The organism is Streptomyces sp. NPDC002076, from assembly GCF_053593835.1.
Map to the genome: position 1 here is coordinate 224,547 of NZ_JBSFDI010000008.1, position 15,542 is coordinate 240,088.

The 15,542-nt window shown below is 71.8% G+C and carries 14 protein-coding genes and 1 tRNA gene; 9 read left to right on the plus strand and 6 right to left on the minus strand.

What is annotated here, in order from left to right; all coding sequences use genetic code 11:
- Positions 1 to 23 precede the first annotated feature (23 nt).
- Complete coding sequence (locus ACWCQS_RS19370; RefSeq protein ID WP_450983080.1) at positions 24 to 524, plus strand: hypothetical protein; 501 nt, start codon at positions 24 to 26, stop codon at positions 522 to 524.
- A gap of 3 nt (positions 525 to 527) precedes the next feature.
- On the opposite strand, the gene ACWCQS_RS19375 is transcribed toward ACWCQS_RS19370, so the two are convergent.
- Positions 528 to 1,217: a pentapeptide repeat-containing protein gene (locus ACWCQS_RS19375; protein ID WP_451005534.1), complete on the minus strand. Its 690-nt coding sequence runs from the start codon at positions 1,215 to 1,217 to the stop codon at positions 528 to 530.
- Between the two features lie 161 nt (positions 1,218 to 1,378).
- On the opposite strand from ACWCQS_RS19375, the gene ACWCQS_RS19380 reads away from it, so the two are divergent.
- From ACWCQS_RS19380 to ACWCQS_RS19390, 3 genes are all read left to right on the plus strand, one after another.
- Positions 1,379 to 2,539 carry an NAD(P)-binding protein gene (locus tag ACWCQS_RS19380; protein ID WP_451005653.1) on the plus strand — a complete coding sequence of 387 codons (1,161 nt, stop codon included), beginning with the start codon at positions 1,379 to 1,381 and terminating at the stop codon, positions 2,537 to 2,539.
- Positions 2,540 to 2,589: 50 nt separating this feature from the next.
- Positions 2,590 to 3,591 (plus strand): zinc-binding dehydrogenase, encoded by a 1,002-nt coding sequence (locus tag ACWCQS_RS19385; RefSeq protein ID WP_451005535.1) that lies wholly within the window; start codon positions 2,590 to 2,592, stop codon positions 3,589 to 3,591.
- An 89-nt stretch (positions 3,592 to 3,680) separates the two neighbouring features.
- Positions 3,681 to 5,195, plus strand: coding sequence for an MFS transporter (locus ACWCQS_RS19390; RefSeq protein ID WP_451005536.1), 1,515 nt, complete (start codon positions 3,681 to 3,683; stop codon positions 5,193 to 5,195).
- Here the strand turns inward: ACWCQS_RS19390 and ACWCQS_RS19395 are convergent.
- On the minus strand, positions 5,184 to 5,663 hold the full coding sequence (locus ACWCQS_RS19395; protein ID WP_451005537.1) for an N-acetyltransferase family protein: 480 nt from the start codon (positions 5,661 to 5,663) through the stop codon (positions 5,184 to 5,186). The two genes, ACWCQS_RS19390 and ACWCQS_RS19395, sit on opposite strands and share 12 nt — an antisense overlap.
- A gap of 355 nt (positions 5,664 to 6,018) precedes the next feature.
- On the opposite strand from ACWCQS_RS19395, the gene ACWCQS_RS19400 reads away from it, so the two are divergent.
- On the plus strand, positions 6,019 to 6,672 hold the full coding sequence (locus ACWCQS_RS19400) for a rhomboid-like protein (RefSeq protein ID WP_451005538.1): 654 nt from the start codon (positions 6,019 to 6,021) through the stop codon (positions 6,670 to 6,672).
- Between the two features lie 10 nt (positions 6,673 to 6,682).
- Entirely contained in the window at positions 6,683 to 8,089 is a 1,407-nt protein-coding gene (locus tag ACWCQS_RS19405) for an NAD(P)/FAD-dependent oxidoreductase (RefSeq protein WP_451005539.1), read from the plus strand.
- 55 nt (positions 8,090 to 8,144) lie between these two features.
- On the opposite strand, the gene ACWCQS_RS19410 is transcribed toward ACWCQS_RS19405, so the two are convergent.
- Positions 8,145 to 8,221: transfer RNA gene (locus ACWCQS_RS19410), tRNA-Thr, on the minus strand.
- Between the two features lie 206 nt (positions 8,222 to 8,427).
- Here ACWCQS_RS19410 and ACWCQS_RS19415 point away from each other — a divergent pair.
- The 3 genes from ACWCQS_RS19415 (at position 8,428) to ACWCQS_RS19425 (ending at position 11,074) form a co-directional block, all read left to right on the plus strand.
- A complete protein-coding gene (locus ACWCQS_RS19415; RefSeq protein WP_451005540.1) occupies positions 8,428 to 9,564 on the plus strand; it encodes an ABC transporter ATP-binding protein in 1,137 nt (378 codons plus the stop codon).
- A 227-nt stretch (positions 9,565 to 9,791) separates the two neighbouring features.
- The gene (locus ACWCQS_RS19420; RefSeq protein ID WP_451005541.1) at positions 9,792 to 10,253 is read left to right on the plus strand and encodes a hypothetical protein; all 462 of its coding nucleotides are present in this window, start codon (positions 9,792 to 9,794) and stop codon (positions 10,251 to 10,253) included.
- 89 nt (positions 10,254 to 10,342) lie between these two features.
- Positions 10,343 to 11,074, plus strand: a complete 732-nt coding sequence (locus ACWCQS_RS19425; RefSeq protein WP_451005542.1) for a nucleotidyltransferase family protein — start codon at positions 10,343 to 10,345, stop codon at positions 11,072 to 11,074.
- A 110-nt stretch (positions 11,075 to 11,184) separates the two neighbouring features.
- Here ACWCQS_RS19425 and ACWCQS_RS19430 read toward each other — a convergent pair whose 3' ends face one another.
- The 3 genes from ACWCQS_RS19430 to cysS form a co-directional block, all read right to left on the minus strand.
- Complete coding sequence (locus tag ACWCQS_RS19430; protein WP_451005543.1) at positions 11,185 to 12,891, minus strand: DoxX family membrane protein; 1,707 nt, start codon at positions 12,889 to 12,891, stop codon at positions 11,185 to 11,187.
- 153 nt (positions 12,892 to 13,044) lie between these two features.
- Positions 13,045 to 13,986 (minus strand): 23S rRNA (guanosine(2251)-2'-O)-methyltransferase RlmB, encoded by a 942-nt coding sequence (gene rlmB / locus ACWCQS_RS19435; RefSeq protein ID WP_450983091.1) that lies wholly within the window; start codon positions 13,984 to 13,986, stop codon positions 13,045 to 13,047.
- 92 nt (positions 13,987 to 14,078) lie between these two features.
- Complete coding sequence (gene cysS / locus ACWCQS_RS19440) at positions 14,079 to 15,494, minus strand: cysteine--tRNA ligase (protein WP_451005544.1); 1,416 nt, start codon at positions 15,492 to 15,494, stop codon at positions 14,079 to 14,081.
- Positions 15,495 to 15,542 lie beyond the last annotated feature (48 nt).

Consider the following 15,542-nt stretch of genomic DNA (forward strand, 5'->3'; position numbering starts at 1 on the left):
CGGGGCGTGACACCATCTCTCCCGTGCTCGACATCGGCTACGCCCTCTCCAACCGGTTCCCGGACCCCCCGCAGACCGACTACCGCCGCGCGGACGTGCACGCGCTGCGGCACGACCTGTTCTGCGGTGATGTGTATCTCGCGGACACGAAGACGGACCGGGAGCTGTCCACAGCCTGGGGATGGGTGCCGGTGCTGGACTTCGCGTGGGCGCTGTGCGACATCGTGGAGCGGCTGGACCGGGACCCGATGGGCTCCCGCGCGGCCCGGCCGCAGCGGGCGGAGCTGGACTTCACCGAGTCCACCGACCGGATGCTGTTCGAGCGCCGCTTCGGCTGGGTGGACATCACCGCCGACTGGGTGCCGGCCGAGGAGTCCCCGCTGTCCTTCTCCCACGCCGAACTGCGCCGCGAGGCCCGCGACTTCCTGCACGACCTGATCGCCGATCTGACCGACCTCCATGAGGACCTGGCCGAGAACCCGGCGATCTGGACCCTCCAGGCCCGCTTTCCGCGACTGCCGTAAGGCCTACTCCACCCGGATCCCCAGCTCCGCCGCCAGCACCGGTGCCAGATCCAGCAGTTGGCCCGTGCTGATCACCGCCCCCGACAGCCGGTCCAGCCCCCGCACGATCTCCAGTGGCGCGGCGCCGCGCAGGTCCACGTCCTTCAGTGTCGCGCTGCCGAAGTCGGCCTCTCTCAGCGCGCAGTCGACGAACTCCACCCGCTCCAGCGTCGCGCCCGCGAAGTCCGGCTCGACCAGCACGCAGGACTCGAAGACCACGTCCTTGAGGCGCGCCTCACGCAGATTCAAGTAGTCGATCTTGCCGCCGCGGACCACGACCCGCTCCAGGACGGCGCCGTGCAGCTGGGTGCCGCCCAGCCGGGCGTCGAGCAGCTCGACGTCCCGGAACGTGGACTCGGCGAGATGCGTGCCCACCCCGCGCAGCCCGGTCAGGACCGAGTCCAGCACTCTGGCCCGGCCCAGCGAAGTCCCCTCCACCACGCAGCCGGTCAGCGCGCAGTCCATGAACCGGGCGCCCACGCCGTCCTGCCCGGTCAGATCGGCGTCCCGGAACTCCAGCCCGTCATAGTCCCCGTCCGGCGCCAACTCGCCGCCGGACCACGGCTCCAGGGGCGGCAGCCGCACCTCCGGCCGCTGCGCACCCTTCACCGCTGCCCTGCCCGCCGCACGGCCGCCCGTCGCTCTCCTCGCCATGCCCCCATGCTGCACCCCACCACTGACAGTTCGTCTGACCTGCGCAAACCCCGGCGATGTCACATTCCGGCCCCGCCGAACAGTCATACCTACGGACCGACAGCCGTACGCACGGACCAGGTGTACCGATCCGAGGGAGGGCCCACCTCATGCACCGCCCCATGCACCGCATCACCGTCGTCGGCGGTGGCTTCGCCGGACTCACCGCCGCGATCACCGCCGCCGAGGCGGGCGCCACGGTCACCGTCCACGAGGCCCACCACACCCTGGGCGGCCGGGCCCGCACGGCCCAGGGGCCGTACCGCACCAACGAGGGCCCGCACGCCCTCTACAACGGCGGCCCGCACTGGACCTGGCTCAGGCAGCGGAACCTGATCGGACCGCTCGCCCCGATCCCGGCCCTGGAGGCCGCCCGGCTGCGGCTGCGGCACCACGGCACGCTGCGCCGCACCCCGCCCTTCGGGATGCTGAAGCTGCTGCGCCCCGGCGTCCGGCAGGCGCCCGTCGACACCGACTTCCTGAGCTGGGCCACCAAAGTCGCCGGCGAGGAGGGCGCCCGCGCCGCCGCCCACTACGCGGCCGTCGCCCTGTTCCACCACGACCCCGGCGCCCTGTCCGCCGCGTTCGTGCAGGAACGACTGCGCCGGGCCACCAAGCTGCCGCCGGAGGCGCACTACCCGGTCGGCGGCTGGGCCTCCCTGATCGACCGGATGGCCACCCGGGCCTGGAAGCTGGGCGTGCGGATCGAGACGCTGTCCCGCGTCGACGAACTGCCCACCGACACCCCCGTGGTCGTCGCCACCTCGCTGGCCGCCGCCCGCCGGCTGCTCGGCGACGACTCCCTGACCTGGCCCAGCGGCCGTACGGTCCTGCTCGACCTCGCCGTACGCACCCGGCGCGGTGACCCCTTCGTGCTCTCGGACCTCGACGCGACCGGCTGGCTGGAGCGGTGCACGGCGCCGGATGCGTCCCTCGCCCCGGCCGGGGAGCAGCTGATCCAGGGGCAGTTCCCGATCGGGCCGGGCGAGTCCCGCCTCGACGGTCTCGCCCGCGCCGAGGAACTCCTCGACCTGGGGTTCCCGGGCTGGCGGGAGCGGCTGACCTGGCGCCGGGAGGCGGTGGCGGACGGCCGTACCGGGGCCCTGGACCTGCCGGGGAGCAGTTGGCGGGACCGGCCCGCCGTGGACCGCGGCGACGGGGTCTATCTCGTGGGCGACCAGGTGGCGGCGCCGGGCGTGCTGTCGGAAGTGTCCTTCAACAGCGCGGTCACCGCGGTGTCCCTGATCCTCGGCCGGCCCGTCCTTGACCTCAAGCGCGCTTGAGGTCGGAGCGTGGTCGCGATGACACAGCCGTCCTCCTGGGGGGGGTCACCATGCACGCCGTCCGTCTGTACGCCTTCGGTCCCGCCGAGAACCTCACCTACGAGCAGGCGCCGGACCCGGTCCCCGGCCCGGGCCAGGTGCGGATCGCGGTCGCAGCCGCCGGGGTGCATCTCCTCGACGCCGCCCTGCGCGCCGGGCACCGGGGCCCGCTGCCCGAGCGGCCCGCGCTGCCGACCGTGCCCGGCCGCGAGGTCGCCGGGGTCGTGGACGCGCTCGGCGACGGCGTCGACGGGCTGTGGCTCGGCAGGCGGGTCGTGGCCCACCTCGGCCTCGCGCTGGGGGTCCCCCCAGGCCTTCCGGGCACTGGGGGAGGGTACGCCGAACTCGCCGTCACCGAGGTCGACCGCGTGCACGAGGTCCCACGGAACCTGGACTTCGCCGCCGCCGTCGCCATGATCGGCACGGGGCGTACGGCGCTCGGGATCGTGCAGTTCGCCGAGCCGGGACCGGACGACGTGGTCGTCGTACCGGCCGCCGCCGGAGGCATCGGCACCCTGCTCGTGCAGTACGCCAAGAACGCCGGCGCCACCGTGATCGGACTCGCGGGCGGCCCGGAGAAGACGGCCCGGGTCCGGGCCAACGGCGCCGATCTCGCCGTCGACTACACCGACACCGCCTGGCCCGCGAAGGTCCGGGCCGACCTCGGGGCGAGGCGGGCCTCGATCGTCTACGACGGCGTCGGCGGCGAGGCGGCCCGGCAGGCCGTCGCCCTCCTCGGACCCGGCGGGCGGCACCTGGTCTTCGGCTGGTCGGCGGAGGGCATCGGGCAGGGCGCGGGGCACTTCGTCGAGGGCGTCTCCCGGTCCGTGCTCGGCCCCGAGCTGCTCCGCAGGGCCGGCGGACTGCGCGCGCTCGAACTGCGCGCGCTCGCCGAAGCCGCGCACGGCCGGCTGCGCCCCGCCGTCACCCGCTTCCCCCTCGCGGACGCACCCGCCGCGCACCGCGCACTCGAGAACCGCGGCACTATCGGAAAGGTGGTACTGGAGCCATGAAACGCCCGCCGAAATCCACGCCGAAAGCCCCGAACAGCCGGAACGCACACACGGATGCAATACGCCCCGATTCATGGTCTCCTGGCCAGATGACCAACGGCCGAACGGGTGCGACCGGAACCCCCCGACAGGCCCCGGAGGCGACCGACCCGCACCGCTGGTGGGCACTCGTCGTCATCGCCCTCGCCCAGCTGATGGTCGTCCTGGACGCGACGATCGTGAACATCGCGCTCCCCTCCGCCCAGCACGCCCTGCACATGTCCGACGGCAACCGGCAGTGGGTGATCACCGCCTACACCCTCGCCTTCGGCGGCCTCCTGCTGCTCGGCGGCCGCATCGCCGACCTCGTCGGACGCAAACGCACCTTCGTCCTCGGACTCGTCGGCTTCGCCGTCGCCTCCGCGCTCGGCGGCGCCGCCACCAGCTCCGGCATGCTCTTCGGCGCCCGCGCGCTCCAGGGCGCCTTCGCCGCCGTCCTCGCGCCCTCCGCGCTCTCCCTGCTGACCACGACCTTCACCGACCCCCGCGAACGCGGCAAGGCCTTCGGCGTGTACAGCGCCCTGGCCGGCAGCGGCTCGGCGATCGGGTTCATCGTCGGCGGCCTGCTGACCGAGTACCTCAACTGGCGCTGGTGCCTGTACGTCAACGTGCCCATCGCCGTGCTCGCCGTGATCGGCGCCTTCGCCCTCCTGCACGACCGCCCCGGCCACCGCGAGTCCCGCCTCGACGTCCCCAGCGCGCTGCTCGGCTGCGGCGGACTCGTCGCGATCGTCTACGGCTTCAGCGAGGCGCAGCCCCGCGGCTGGAGCGACTCCCTGGTGCTCGCCCTGTTCGCGAGCGGGCTGCTCCTGCTCACCGCGTTCGTCTGGTGGCAGAACCGCGCCCCGAGCCCCCTGCTCCCGCTGCACATCGTCAAGGACCGCAACCGCGCCGGCTGCTTCCTGACCATGATGCTCGCGACGATCGGCATGTTCGGGCTGTTCCTGTTCATGACCTACTACCTGCAGATCATCCTCGGCTACTCGCCGGTCAGGACGGGCCTCGCCTATCTGCCGCTCACCGCCGCGATCATCATCGGCGCCACGCAGATCTCCGCCCGGCTGCTGCAGCATGTGGCCCCGCGCATGCTCATGACTCCCGGCATGATCATCGCCGCCGGCGGCATGGCTCTCCTCACCCGCATCACGGTCCACTCCTCCTACACCACCGAGATCCTGCCCGCCCTCATCCTCATGGGCCTCGGCATGGGCCTGACCTTCATGCCCGTGTTCGCCACCGCGACCTCCGGTGTCGCCCCTCGCGACTCCGGCGTCACCTCCGCGACCGTCAACACCTCGCAGCAGGTGGGCGGCTCGATCGGTACGGCGCTGCTCAACACCATCGCCACCACCAGCAGCACCGCCTACATCACCGCCCACCTGCGCATCGGCGCACCCAAGGCCCTCGTGGTCCCGGCCGGAGTCGTCCACGGCTACACCGTCGCCATCTGGTGGGCGGCCGGCGTGATGCTCCTGGCGGGCCTGACCGCCGGCCTGATGGTCACGGCCAGGGCGCCGAAGAAGGGGCTGCCGGCCGACGCCCCGGTACCGGAGTCAGTGATCTGACGCCAACTGCGCGAGCGGCCCGTCCGTCAGCCGGTACACCGTCCACTCGTCCTGCGGACGGGCGCCCAGCGCCTCGTAGAAGCCGATCGCGGGCCGGTTCCAGTCCAGCACCGACCACTCCAGCCGCTCGTACCCGCGCTCCACACAGATCCGCGCCAGCTGCGTCAGCAGCGCCCGGCCGTGCCCGCCGCCACGCGCACCCGGCCGGACGTACAGGTCCTCCAGATGGATCCCGTGCACCCCGCGCCAGGTCGAGAAGTTCAGGAACCACAGCGCGAACCCCACGGCCTCGCCGGTGGCGTCGTCCACAGCCATGTGGACGAACGCCGCCGGCCGCTCCCCGAACAGCGCCTCCCGCAGCTGCTCCTGCGTCGCCCTCGCCTCGTGCGGGGCCTTCTCGTACTCGGCCAGCTCACGGATCAGGGCGTGGATGACGGGGAGGTCGGCGGGTGTCGCGGTACGAATCATGCCGCGAGGCTAGTCGGTGAGCCGGCGCGCGATCTCCAGCGGCCGCCCCCCTTCATGACGTCCCACAGGGCGCGCTACCCCCGCGCGGTCGGCGGCCGACACGTTCTCGAAGTGGCAGATCCCAGTGCAGCAGCCGGTCACCGAGCGCACATGCCCGGCGGTGCCGGGACGGACGGCAGACGGGCCGGCAGCCGCGCGATGACCACGACGGCCGCACACGTGACGGCCACACGGCCGCCGTCGGACCCGACGCCGACAGGACCCTGCATCTCCAGGACTCCATCTCCTGGACTCCGCAAGATCGCCGGGAATGTCAATCACGGGCCGGACGATACTGGCGTGCGTGAATCGGCTCATGCGAATCAACCGGGGCCTCGGCTACGTATGGGCGTACATCCGCAGCGCTCCCGGCACGTATGTGTGGCTGGCGGTCCTGTTCGTCACGACCGTCGCGCTGCACCAGATGTCGCCGGAGTTCGAGCAGCACTTCCTGCGGCAGCGGTCGACCAACATCCACGAACTGTCGCACAACCCCGTGCGGGTCCTGGTGGCCAGCGCGCTGTGGATCGACAGCGGCCGCTGGCTTCCCTACGTCCTGCTGTACACGGTGTTCCAGGCGCCCGCCGAACGCTGGCTCGGCACGGCCCGCTGGTTCGCGGTGTGCGCCCTGGCGCACGTCCTGGCCACCCTCATCAGCGAGGGCGCCCTGCTCAAGGCCATCCGGGACGGCATGGCCCCGCACTCGGCCGTCAACACCCTCGACATCGGCGTCAGTTACGCCCTGGCCGGCGTCATCGGCGTCCTCACCTACCGCTTCGCATCCCCCTGGCGCTACGCGTATCTCCTGGTCATCCTGGCCGTCTTCACCCTGCCCCTGGCCGCGGGACGCACCTTCACCGAACTCGGCCACCTCGTCTCCGTACTGATCGGACTGGCCTGCTACCCGCTGACCAGAGGCCGCGGAAAAGCATGGAATCCGAAGGAGACACTGACCGCTCCGAGGGGTTAACGTCCCGGCCATGAGCAGCACGGCAAGCAGTGTCGTCAACGGCGGGATCTCCTTCTGGTACGCGGACGACGGCCTCCCCGCGGTGCGCGAGCCCCTGCCCGGGGACGCCACCGCCGACGTCGCGATCATCGGCGGCGGCTACACCGGCCTGTGGACCGCGTACTACCTGAAGAAGGCCGCCCCCTTCCTCCGCATCACCGTCCTGGAACAGAAGTTCTGCGGCTACGGCGCCTCCGGCCGCAACGGCGGCTGGCTCTACAACGGCATCGCCGGCCGCGACCGGTACGCCCGGCTGCACGGCCGCGAAGCCGCCGTACGCCTGCAGAAGGCCATGAACGACACCGTCGCCGAGGTGATCGCGGCGGCCGAGGCGGAGGGCATCGACGCCGACATCCACCAGGGCGGCGTCCTCGAAGTGGCCACCACGCCCGCCCAACTGGCCCGCCTCAAGGCCTTCCACGAGCACGAGCTGTCGTACGGCGAGAAGGACCGGGAACTCTACGGCGCCCGCCAGACCGCCGAACGCATCCGCATCGCCGACGCGGTCGGCTCCACCTGGACCCCGCACGGCGCCCGACTGCACCCCGTGAAGCTGGTCAAGGGCCTCGCGGCGGCGGTCGAGGCCCTCGGCGTCACGATCCACGAGTCGACCCCGGTCACCGAGATCCGCCCCAAGCACGCCGTCACCCCCTACGGCACGGTCCGCGCCCCCTACATCCTGCGCTGCACCGAGGGCTTCACCGCATCCCTGAAGGGCCAGAAGCGCACCTGGCTCCCCATGAACTCCTCGATGATCGCCACCGAGCCGCTGACCGAGGACCAGTGGGCGGCCATCGGCTGGGACGGCCGCGAAACCCTCGGCGACATGGCCCACGCCTACATGTACGCCCAGCGCACCGCCGACGGCCGGATCGCGCTCGGCGGCCGGGGCGTGCCCTACCGCTTCGGATCGAGGACGGACAACGACGGCCGCACGCAGCAGGCGACCATCGAGGCCCTCCGCGAGATCCTGACCCGCTTCTTCCCGGCCCTGACCGGAGTCCGCGTGACCCATGCCTGCTCGGGCGTCCTCGGCGTGCCCCGCGACTGGTGCGCCACGGTGACCCTCGACCGCTCGACGGGCCTCGGCTGGGCCGGCGGATACGTCGGCTCCGGCGTCGCCACCACCAACCTGGCCGCCCGCACCCTGCGCGACCTGGTCCAGCAGGACTCCGGCCAGGGCGGCCGCACCGAGCTGACGGACCTGCCCTGGGTGAATCACAAGGTCCGCAAGTGGGAACCCGAACCCTTGCGCTGGCTCGGCGTCCACGGCATGTACGCCACCTACCGCACCGCCGACCAACGCGAACGCCTCCGCCCGGGGACGGAGTCCTCACGGCTGGCGAAGGTGGCGGACCGCGTGGCGGGCCGGCACTGAGCGGGCTGAAACGATCGGGCCGACCTGGAGGAAACCCCAGGTCGGCCCGGTTGTCTGGAGCCCCCTGTCGGATTCGAACCGACGACCTTCGCTTTACAAGAGCGGCGCTCTGACCAGCTGAGCTAAGGAGGCGTGCACCTGGGTGCTCGTGCAGTGTACCCAGGTCCACGGCGGGTCCCGGCGAAAATTTCCGCGAAGTTCACAGTCGTCGAGGTACTGACAGACCACGTGACCCCCAGGTACCGTCCTGAGCCAGTTCACTCGTGTGGACTACACCAACCACCTTCCTACAACGGATCGTCCGGCACGTTCCTGCCGGTAGAAGGGGGCCCATCACCATGGCCACTGTCACGTTCGACAAGGCGACCCGGATCTACCCGGGTTCCACCAAGCCCGCCGTCGACTCGCTCGACATCGCGATCGAGGACGGCGAGTTCCTCGTCCTGGTCGGCCCGTCGGGTTGCGGAAAGTCCACCTCGCTGCGGATGCTCGCGGGCCTGGAGGACGTCAACGCCGGCGCCATCCGCATCGGTGACCGCGACGTCACCCACCTGCCGCCCAAGGACCGGGACATCGCCATGGTGTTCCAGAACTACGCCCTCTACCCGCACATGACGGTCGCCGACAACATGGGCTTCGCGCTCAAGATCGCGGGCGTCAACAAGGCGGAGATCCGGCAGAAGGTCGAGGAGGCCGCGAAGATCCTCGACCTCACCGAGTACCTGGACCGCAAGCCGAAGGCGCTCTCCGGCGGTCAGCGCCAGCGTGTCGCCATGGGCCGCGCCATCGTGCGTGAGCCGCAGGTGTTCCTCATGGACGAGCCGCTGTCCAACCTGGACGCCAAGCTCCGTGTCTCGACCCGTACGCAGATCGCGTCGCTGCAGCGCCGCCTCGGCATCACCACCGTCTACGTCACCCACGACCAGGTCGAGGCCATGACGATGGGCGACCGGGTGGCCGTGCTCAAGGACGGCCTCCTGCAGCAGGTCGACTCACCGCGGAACATGTATGACAAGCCCGCGAACCTCTTCGTCGCCGGCTTCATCGGCTCCCCGGCCATGAACCTCGTCGAGGTCCCGATCACCGACGGCGGCGTGAAGTTCGGCAACAGTGTCGTCCCGGTCAACCGGGAGGCGCTGAAGGCCGCAGGTGACAAGGGTGACCGCACGGTGACGGTCGGTGTCCGGCCCGAGCACTTCGATGTGGTCGAGCTGGGCGGCGGTGCGGCCGCCTCCCTGACGAAGGACAGCGCCGACGCGCCGGCCGGTCTCGCCGTCTCCGTGAACGTCGTCGAGGAGCTCGGCGCCGACGGCTACGTCTACGGCACCGCCGAGGTCGGCGACGAGGTCAAGGACCTGGTCGTCCGCGTCAACGGCCGCCAGGTGCCGGAGAAGGGCTCCACGCTGCACGTGGTGCCGCGGCCGGGCGAGATCCACGTGTTCTCGACGTCCACGGGTGAGCGCCTCTCCGACTGAGCACGTGCACGCCGACTGAGCTGCGCGTTTGCGCGGAGTTGACGAAAGGGGCCCTGCGGACTGCCGCAGGGCCCCTTTCGTGCCGTTCGCGCGCCCGGATATACCCCGGCACAGCCATCATTTCGGGCGAGGCCCGTCAACCCCCTACCCAGAAAATGACGACACCACATCCCCCGAAGGGGTGACCGAATGTCGCCAAATCATTACCCCGCGCTACCCTCACACGCGTGAAGCACTCCACCACCCCACAGACGCGACGCGGCCACCGGGGCGGCCCTGCCCGCCGGATCGGCCGCACTCTCGCCCTCGTCCTGCCCGTCGTCCTGGTGCTCTCCGGGACCCTCGCGGTCACCCGGGTCAACTGGACGGGAAGCCCCTCCAGCTCGGTGCTGGCCGCCTCGGACATCTCCTCGGCCGAGGTCTCCACCAGGACGGTCTCCCGGGCCCCGCAGGACGTGCTCCGCGACCAGCTGTTGAGCGAACTACAGGACAAGAACCCCGGGGTCGTCCTCACCCACCTCCAGCAGGCCGTCAACGGACACCCCGCGCTGGCCCGGCACTGCTCCGCCATCGCCCGTGCGCTGGGCCAGGCCGCGGTGCGCATCTACGGCGCCCCGCGCGCCCAGTCCTACGCCCGCCCCGTGTGCGACACGGCGTTCGCCTCGGGCGTGCTCGCCGCGCACAGCTGACGCCGGGTACGCCGGGACGTCGGCGACGGCTCCTCAAGGAGCGCGCCGCCGTCGGCCGGCCCCAGGGGCGCGCCGCGTACAGTGCGGTCATGACCCATCCCAACGCCGCGTCGCGCCCCACCCAGGCCGTGGTCCTGGCCGGTGGCCAGGGCTCCCGGCTGCGTCCCTACACCGACGACCGGCCCAAGCCGATGGTCGAGATCCCCGGCACGGGCACTCCGATCATCGGCCATCAGCTGACCTGGCTCGCCGAGGAAGGCGTGACCGACGTGGTGGTCTCCTGCGGCCACCTCGCCGAGGTCCTGCAGAAGTGGCTGGACTCCGCCGACCTGCCGCTCTCCGTCACCACCGTCGTGGAGACGGAGCCCCTCGGCCGTGGCGGCGGCCTCAAGTACGCCGCCGCGCGTCTCCCGCGCCCCGACCGCCCCTGGTACGCCACCAACGGCGACATCTGGACCCGCTTCTCCCTGCGGGACATGGCCGACTTCCACACCGAGCGGGACGCCGTCGCGACACTGGCCCTGGCTCGGCCGCGGATCCCCTGGGGCGCGGTGAAGACCGACGGGTTCGGGCACATCACCGACTTCATCGAGGCGCCGCCGTCGACGTTCGAGATCAACGCGGGCGTGTACGTCTTCTCCCCCGAGTTCGCCTCGCTGCTGCCGGAGCGCGGGGATCACGAGCGCACCACGTTCCCCGGGCTGGCCCGTGAGCGGAAACTCGCCGGGTTCCCCATTCCGCAGGGGGCGTACTGGCGCGCCATCGACACGGCCAAGGATCTGACGGAGGCGGCCAAGGAGCTTGCCGCGCTGGGGCGGTAGCCCAGCGGTAGGCCAGGGGCAGCCCAGGGGTAGCCAGTTGGTTGCGCCCTCCTCACGTCAGAAGGCCCCGTACCTTTCGCGGTACGGGGCCTTCCGCTCGCTGGGTCGAGCTAGCCGAGCAGGCCGCCCACCAAGCCCGGCTGGCCGCTGGACGAAGAGCCGCCCGAGCTGCCGGAGCCGCCGGAGCCGGACGAGCCGCCGGAGCTGGCTGAGCCGCCGGAGCTGGTCGGGCCGGCCGTCGTGCTCGGGGCGCCGCCCGTCGGGGAGGACTGGCGGGGCGGAATCTGGCCCGAGGTGCCCTGGGTCTGGCTGGGGGTCGTGGTCGTACCGCCGGCGCTGCGGGTGGCGCCCGGGGTCGTGGCCGCGCCGGAGGGGCTCGTGCCGGCCGTGGCGCCGCCCGAGGGCGAGGTGGAGGCCGCCGGGTTCTTCTTGTGCCGCTGGCCGGACTGCTGGGGCAGCGGGGAACCCGGGAGGTTGTTGCGGGGGGCATCACCCGGGCCGGGGACGATGACGCGGCTGGAGTCGCGTACGGCGCCGCCGAGCAGGGAGCCGACGAGCAGCGTGACGCCGACGGTGACGATCGTGATCAGGGCGCCGCGGCGCAGGACGTGGCGGCGCAGGTCCCAGATGTCGGCGCGGGGGCCGAGGCGGCGCCAGGCGCCGGCGGCGAGGCGGCCGTCCACGGAGTACACGGGGGCACCGGCGATGATCAGCGGGGACCAGGCGGCCAGGTAGATGATGTCGGGGGCGTCGTAGGCGGGGACCGTCTTCCAGCTGACGGTGACGATCAGGGCCGCGGACAGCAGGGCCCCCACGACCGCGGCGACGCGCTGCCAGCAGCCGAGGACGGTCAGGACGCCGACGACCACCTGGAGGAAGGCGATGACCAGGCCGGAGCCGACCGGGTGGTGCAGCGCGAACTGGCGTAGCGGCTCGGCGACGTCCCACGGGTGCAGGGTGTTGAGCCACTTGACCATCGAGCCGCGCTTTCCGCCGTCGAAGTAGACGGGGTCGCACAGCTTGCCCATGCCGGCGTAGATGGAGATGAAGCCCAGGAAGATGCGGAGCGGAAGGAGGACGACGCCCAGGTTCAACCGGCGGCCGGGGTAGTAGGCGTGCCGGGCCGGGTCTTCTCCGTGGCGGCGGGCGCGGCGCGGGGCGTCGGGGTCGGAGAGGTCTGCGTAGTCGTCGTAGTCGCCGTGGCCTTCGTAGCCGTCGTGGCTCTCGTACGGCTCGAAGGCGGCGCCCGGGTAGGGGGGTTCGTCGTAGGCGCCGCCGACCGTGCGCATGTGGGGCAGCAGGCGGGTGCCGTCGGCGGCGTCGGGGGCCGTGCGCTGGTGGCCGACGACCGGGGTCTCGACCGTCTGCTCCAGGTCGTCGTAGGCGTCGGCGTAACCGGTCCCGACACGCGGGATGACCCGGGTGGCGCCGGGCTCGGGCTCGTCGGTGTGGCGGACGCTGCTGCCCCGCACGGCCTGGAGGAGCCGGTGGGCGCCGGTGTCGTCGGGGGCGGACCTGCCGCTCCACACGACGGGGCGGCGGCGGCCGGCGGTGGCGCCCGCCCGGCCCGCGGTGCCCATGACGGGCATCCGGGCGGTGTCCTGGGCGGCGCTCGGATGCCAGGCGATCCGCGGGGATTTGCTGCGCCTCGCCGATGCGCCCAGCTGCACGCGGAAGCTGGCGTGATTGACGATGACCTGCGCCGGATCGCTCGGCACCTTCACCATGCTCAGCGCGGGAGCGTCGTCGAGCCCGGACTGGAATCCCGACGAGCGTCCCCCCGTGGGAGTGCGGGGTGTTCTGGTGTCCACACTCATCTAACCGAGTGACGTGGAGTTAGGACACTGCCTTGACCGGGCGGATGTGTCCGGGCCCCGTCAAAGCAGCATCGAAGGCCACACGGACCCCAGAATTACCCCGCAAGGGTGAAATTCCGGACGGGTGTTCAGCCCCGTCGGTGTGCCGTCCCGTCAGCTGCGCCTGCGCGCCGCCTCGTACAGCACGATGCCCGCCGCCACACCGGCGTTCAGCGACTCCGCGCCACCCGGCATCGGGATGCGGACACGGAAGTCGCAGGTCTCGCCGACCAGGCGGGACAGGCCCTTGCCCTCACTGCCGACGACGATGACGACCGGGCCGTCCAGGGCCGCCAGATCGCCGAGTTCGACCTCGCCGTCCGCCGCCAGGCCCACGACCGTGATGCCGGCCTTCTTGTACGCCTCCAGGGCCCGGGTGAGGTTGGTGGCGCGCGCGACCGGGGTGCGGGCGGCCGTGCCGGCGGAGGTCTTCCAGGCGCCGGCGGTCATGCCGGCCGAGCGGCGCTCGGGCACGACCACGCCGTGGCCGCCGAAGGCGGAGACGGAGCGCACGACCGCACCGAGGTTGCGCGGGTCGGTGACGCCGTCCAGGGCGACGATCAGCGGATCCTCGCCCTCGTCGTAGGCGGCTTCGGTGAGGTCCTCGGGGTGCGCGTACTCGTACGGCGGGACCTGCAGGACCAGGCCCTGGTGGTTGAGGCCGTTCGTCATCCGGTCCAGCTCGGGGCGCGGGGCCTCCATCAGGTTGATGCCGCCGCGCTCGGCGGCGAGCTGGAGGGCCTCGCGGACGCGCTCGTCGTTGTCGATGAACTGCTGGACGTAGAGGGTGGAGGCGGGCACGCCCTCGCGCAGCGCCTCGACCACCGGGTTACGGCCCACGACCAGCTCGGAGGCCGACTTGCCGCCGCCCCGGCGCTGCGGCGTGCGGCCCTGGGCGCGGCGGGCCTTGGCCGCGGCGGCGCGCTGCTTGGCGTGGCCCTTGCGCATCTCGGCGGGCGGGGTCGGGCCCTTGCCCTCCAGGCCCCGGCGTCGCTTGCCGCCGCTGCCGACCTGCGCGCCCTTCTTGCCGGACATGCGGCGGTTGTTCGCGGCCATGACCTACCTGTTCTCTACGGAAAAAGTGTGCGTACGTCTATGCAGTGTGCCGCCCGGGGGGCCGGGCGGCACAATCGATCAAGGGTCGGGGCCTACCGGGACCCGAGGGTCCAGCGCGGACCCTGCGGGCTGTCCTCGATGACCAGACCCGACTGGTTCAGCTGGTCGCGGATGGCGTCGGCCGTCGCCCAGTCCTTGCGGGCGCGGGCGGACTCACGCTGGTCGAGGACAAGGCGGACGAGGCTGTCGACCACGCCGTGCGCGCGTTTGTTGAGCACAGTCTCGTCCTGGTCGGACTCCCCCGCCCACCGCTCGTCGAGCGGGTCGAGTCCGAGGACGCCGAGCATGGCCCGTACCTCGGCGAGGCGGGCGACGGCGGCGTCCTTGTCGTCGGCGGCCAGCGCGCTGTTGCCCTGCCGGACGGTGGTGTGCACGACGGCGAGGGCCTGCGGGACACCCAGGTCGTCGTCCATCGCCTCGGCGAAGGCGGGCGGGACCTCGGTGGCCGGCTCCACGGTCTTCCCGGCGAGCTCGGTCACGCGCTGCACGAAGCCCTCGATCCGCGCGAACGCCGACTCGGCCTCGCGCAGCGACTCCTCGCTGTACTCGATCATCGAGCGGTAGTGCGGGGTGCCCAGGTAGTAGCGGAGCACGATGGGCCGCCACTGCTTGACCATCTCGCTCACGAGCACGCTGTTGCCGAGCGACTTGGACATCTTGTCGCCGGCCATGGTGACCCAGGCGTTGTGCACCCAGTACTGCGCGAAGTCGTCGCCGTAGGCCTTGGCCTGGGCGATCTCGTTCTCGTGGTGCGGGAAGATCAGGTCGAGGCCGCCGCCGTGGATGTCGAAGGCGGTGCCCAGGTACTTGTGCGCCATGGCCGAGCACTCCAGGTGCCAGCCGGGGCGGCCTTCGCCCCACGGGGTCGGCCAGGTCGGCTCACCCGGCTTCGCCGCCTTCCACATGGCGAAGTCGCGCGGGTCCCGCTTGCCGGTCTCGCCCTCGCCGGACGGCTGGAGCAGGTTGTCCAGCTCCTGCCGGGACAGCTCCAGGTACTGCGGGAAGGACCGTACGTCGAAGTAGACGTTGCCGTCGGCGGCGTAGGCGTGTCCGCGGTCGATGAGGCGCTGCATCATCTCGACCATCTCGGTGATGTGGCCGGTGGCGCGCGGCTCGTAGGTCGGCGGCAGGCAGCCGAGGGCGGTGTAGCCCTCGTCGAAGGCGCGCTCGTTCTCGTACCCGATCGACCACCAGGGCCGGCCCTGCTCATGGGCCTTGGCGATGATCTTGTCGTCGATGTCCGTGACGTTCCTGACGAAGGTCACGTCATAGCCGCGGTACGCGAACCAGCGGCGCATGATGTCGAAGTTGAGCCCCGACCGGATGTGCCCGATGTGCGGTGCCGCCTGCACGGTGGCGCCACACAGGTAGATCGAGACACAGCCCGGCTTGAGCGGGGTGAAGTCACGGATCTGCCGGGCGCTGGTGTCGTACAGGCGAATAGTCACCACTCCAGGGTAGTGGGCGCGGGGTGGTGCCCAGTGCCGCATGCCTCA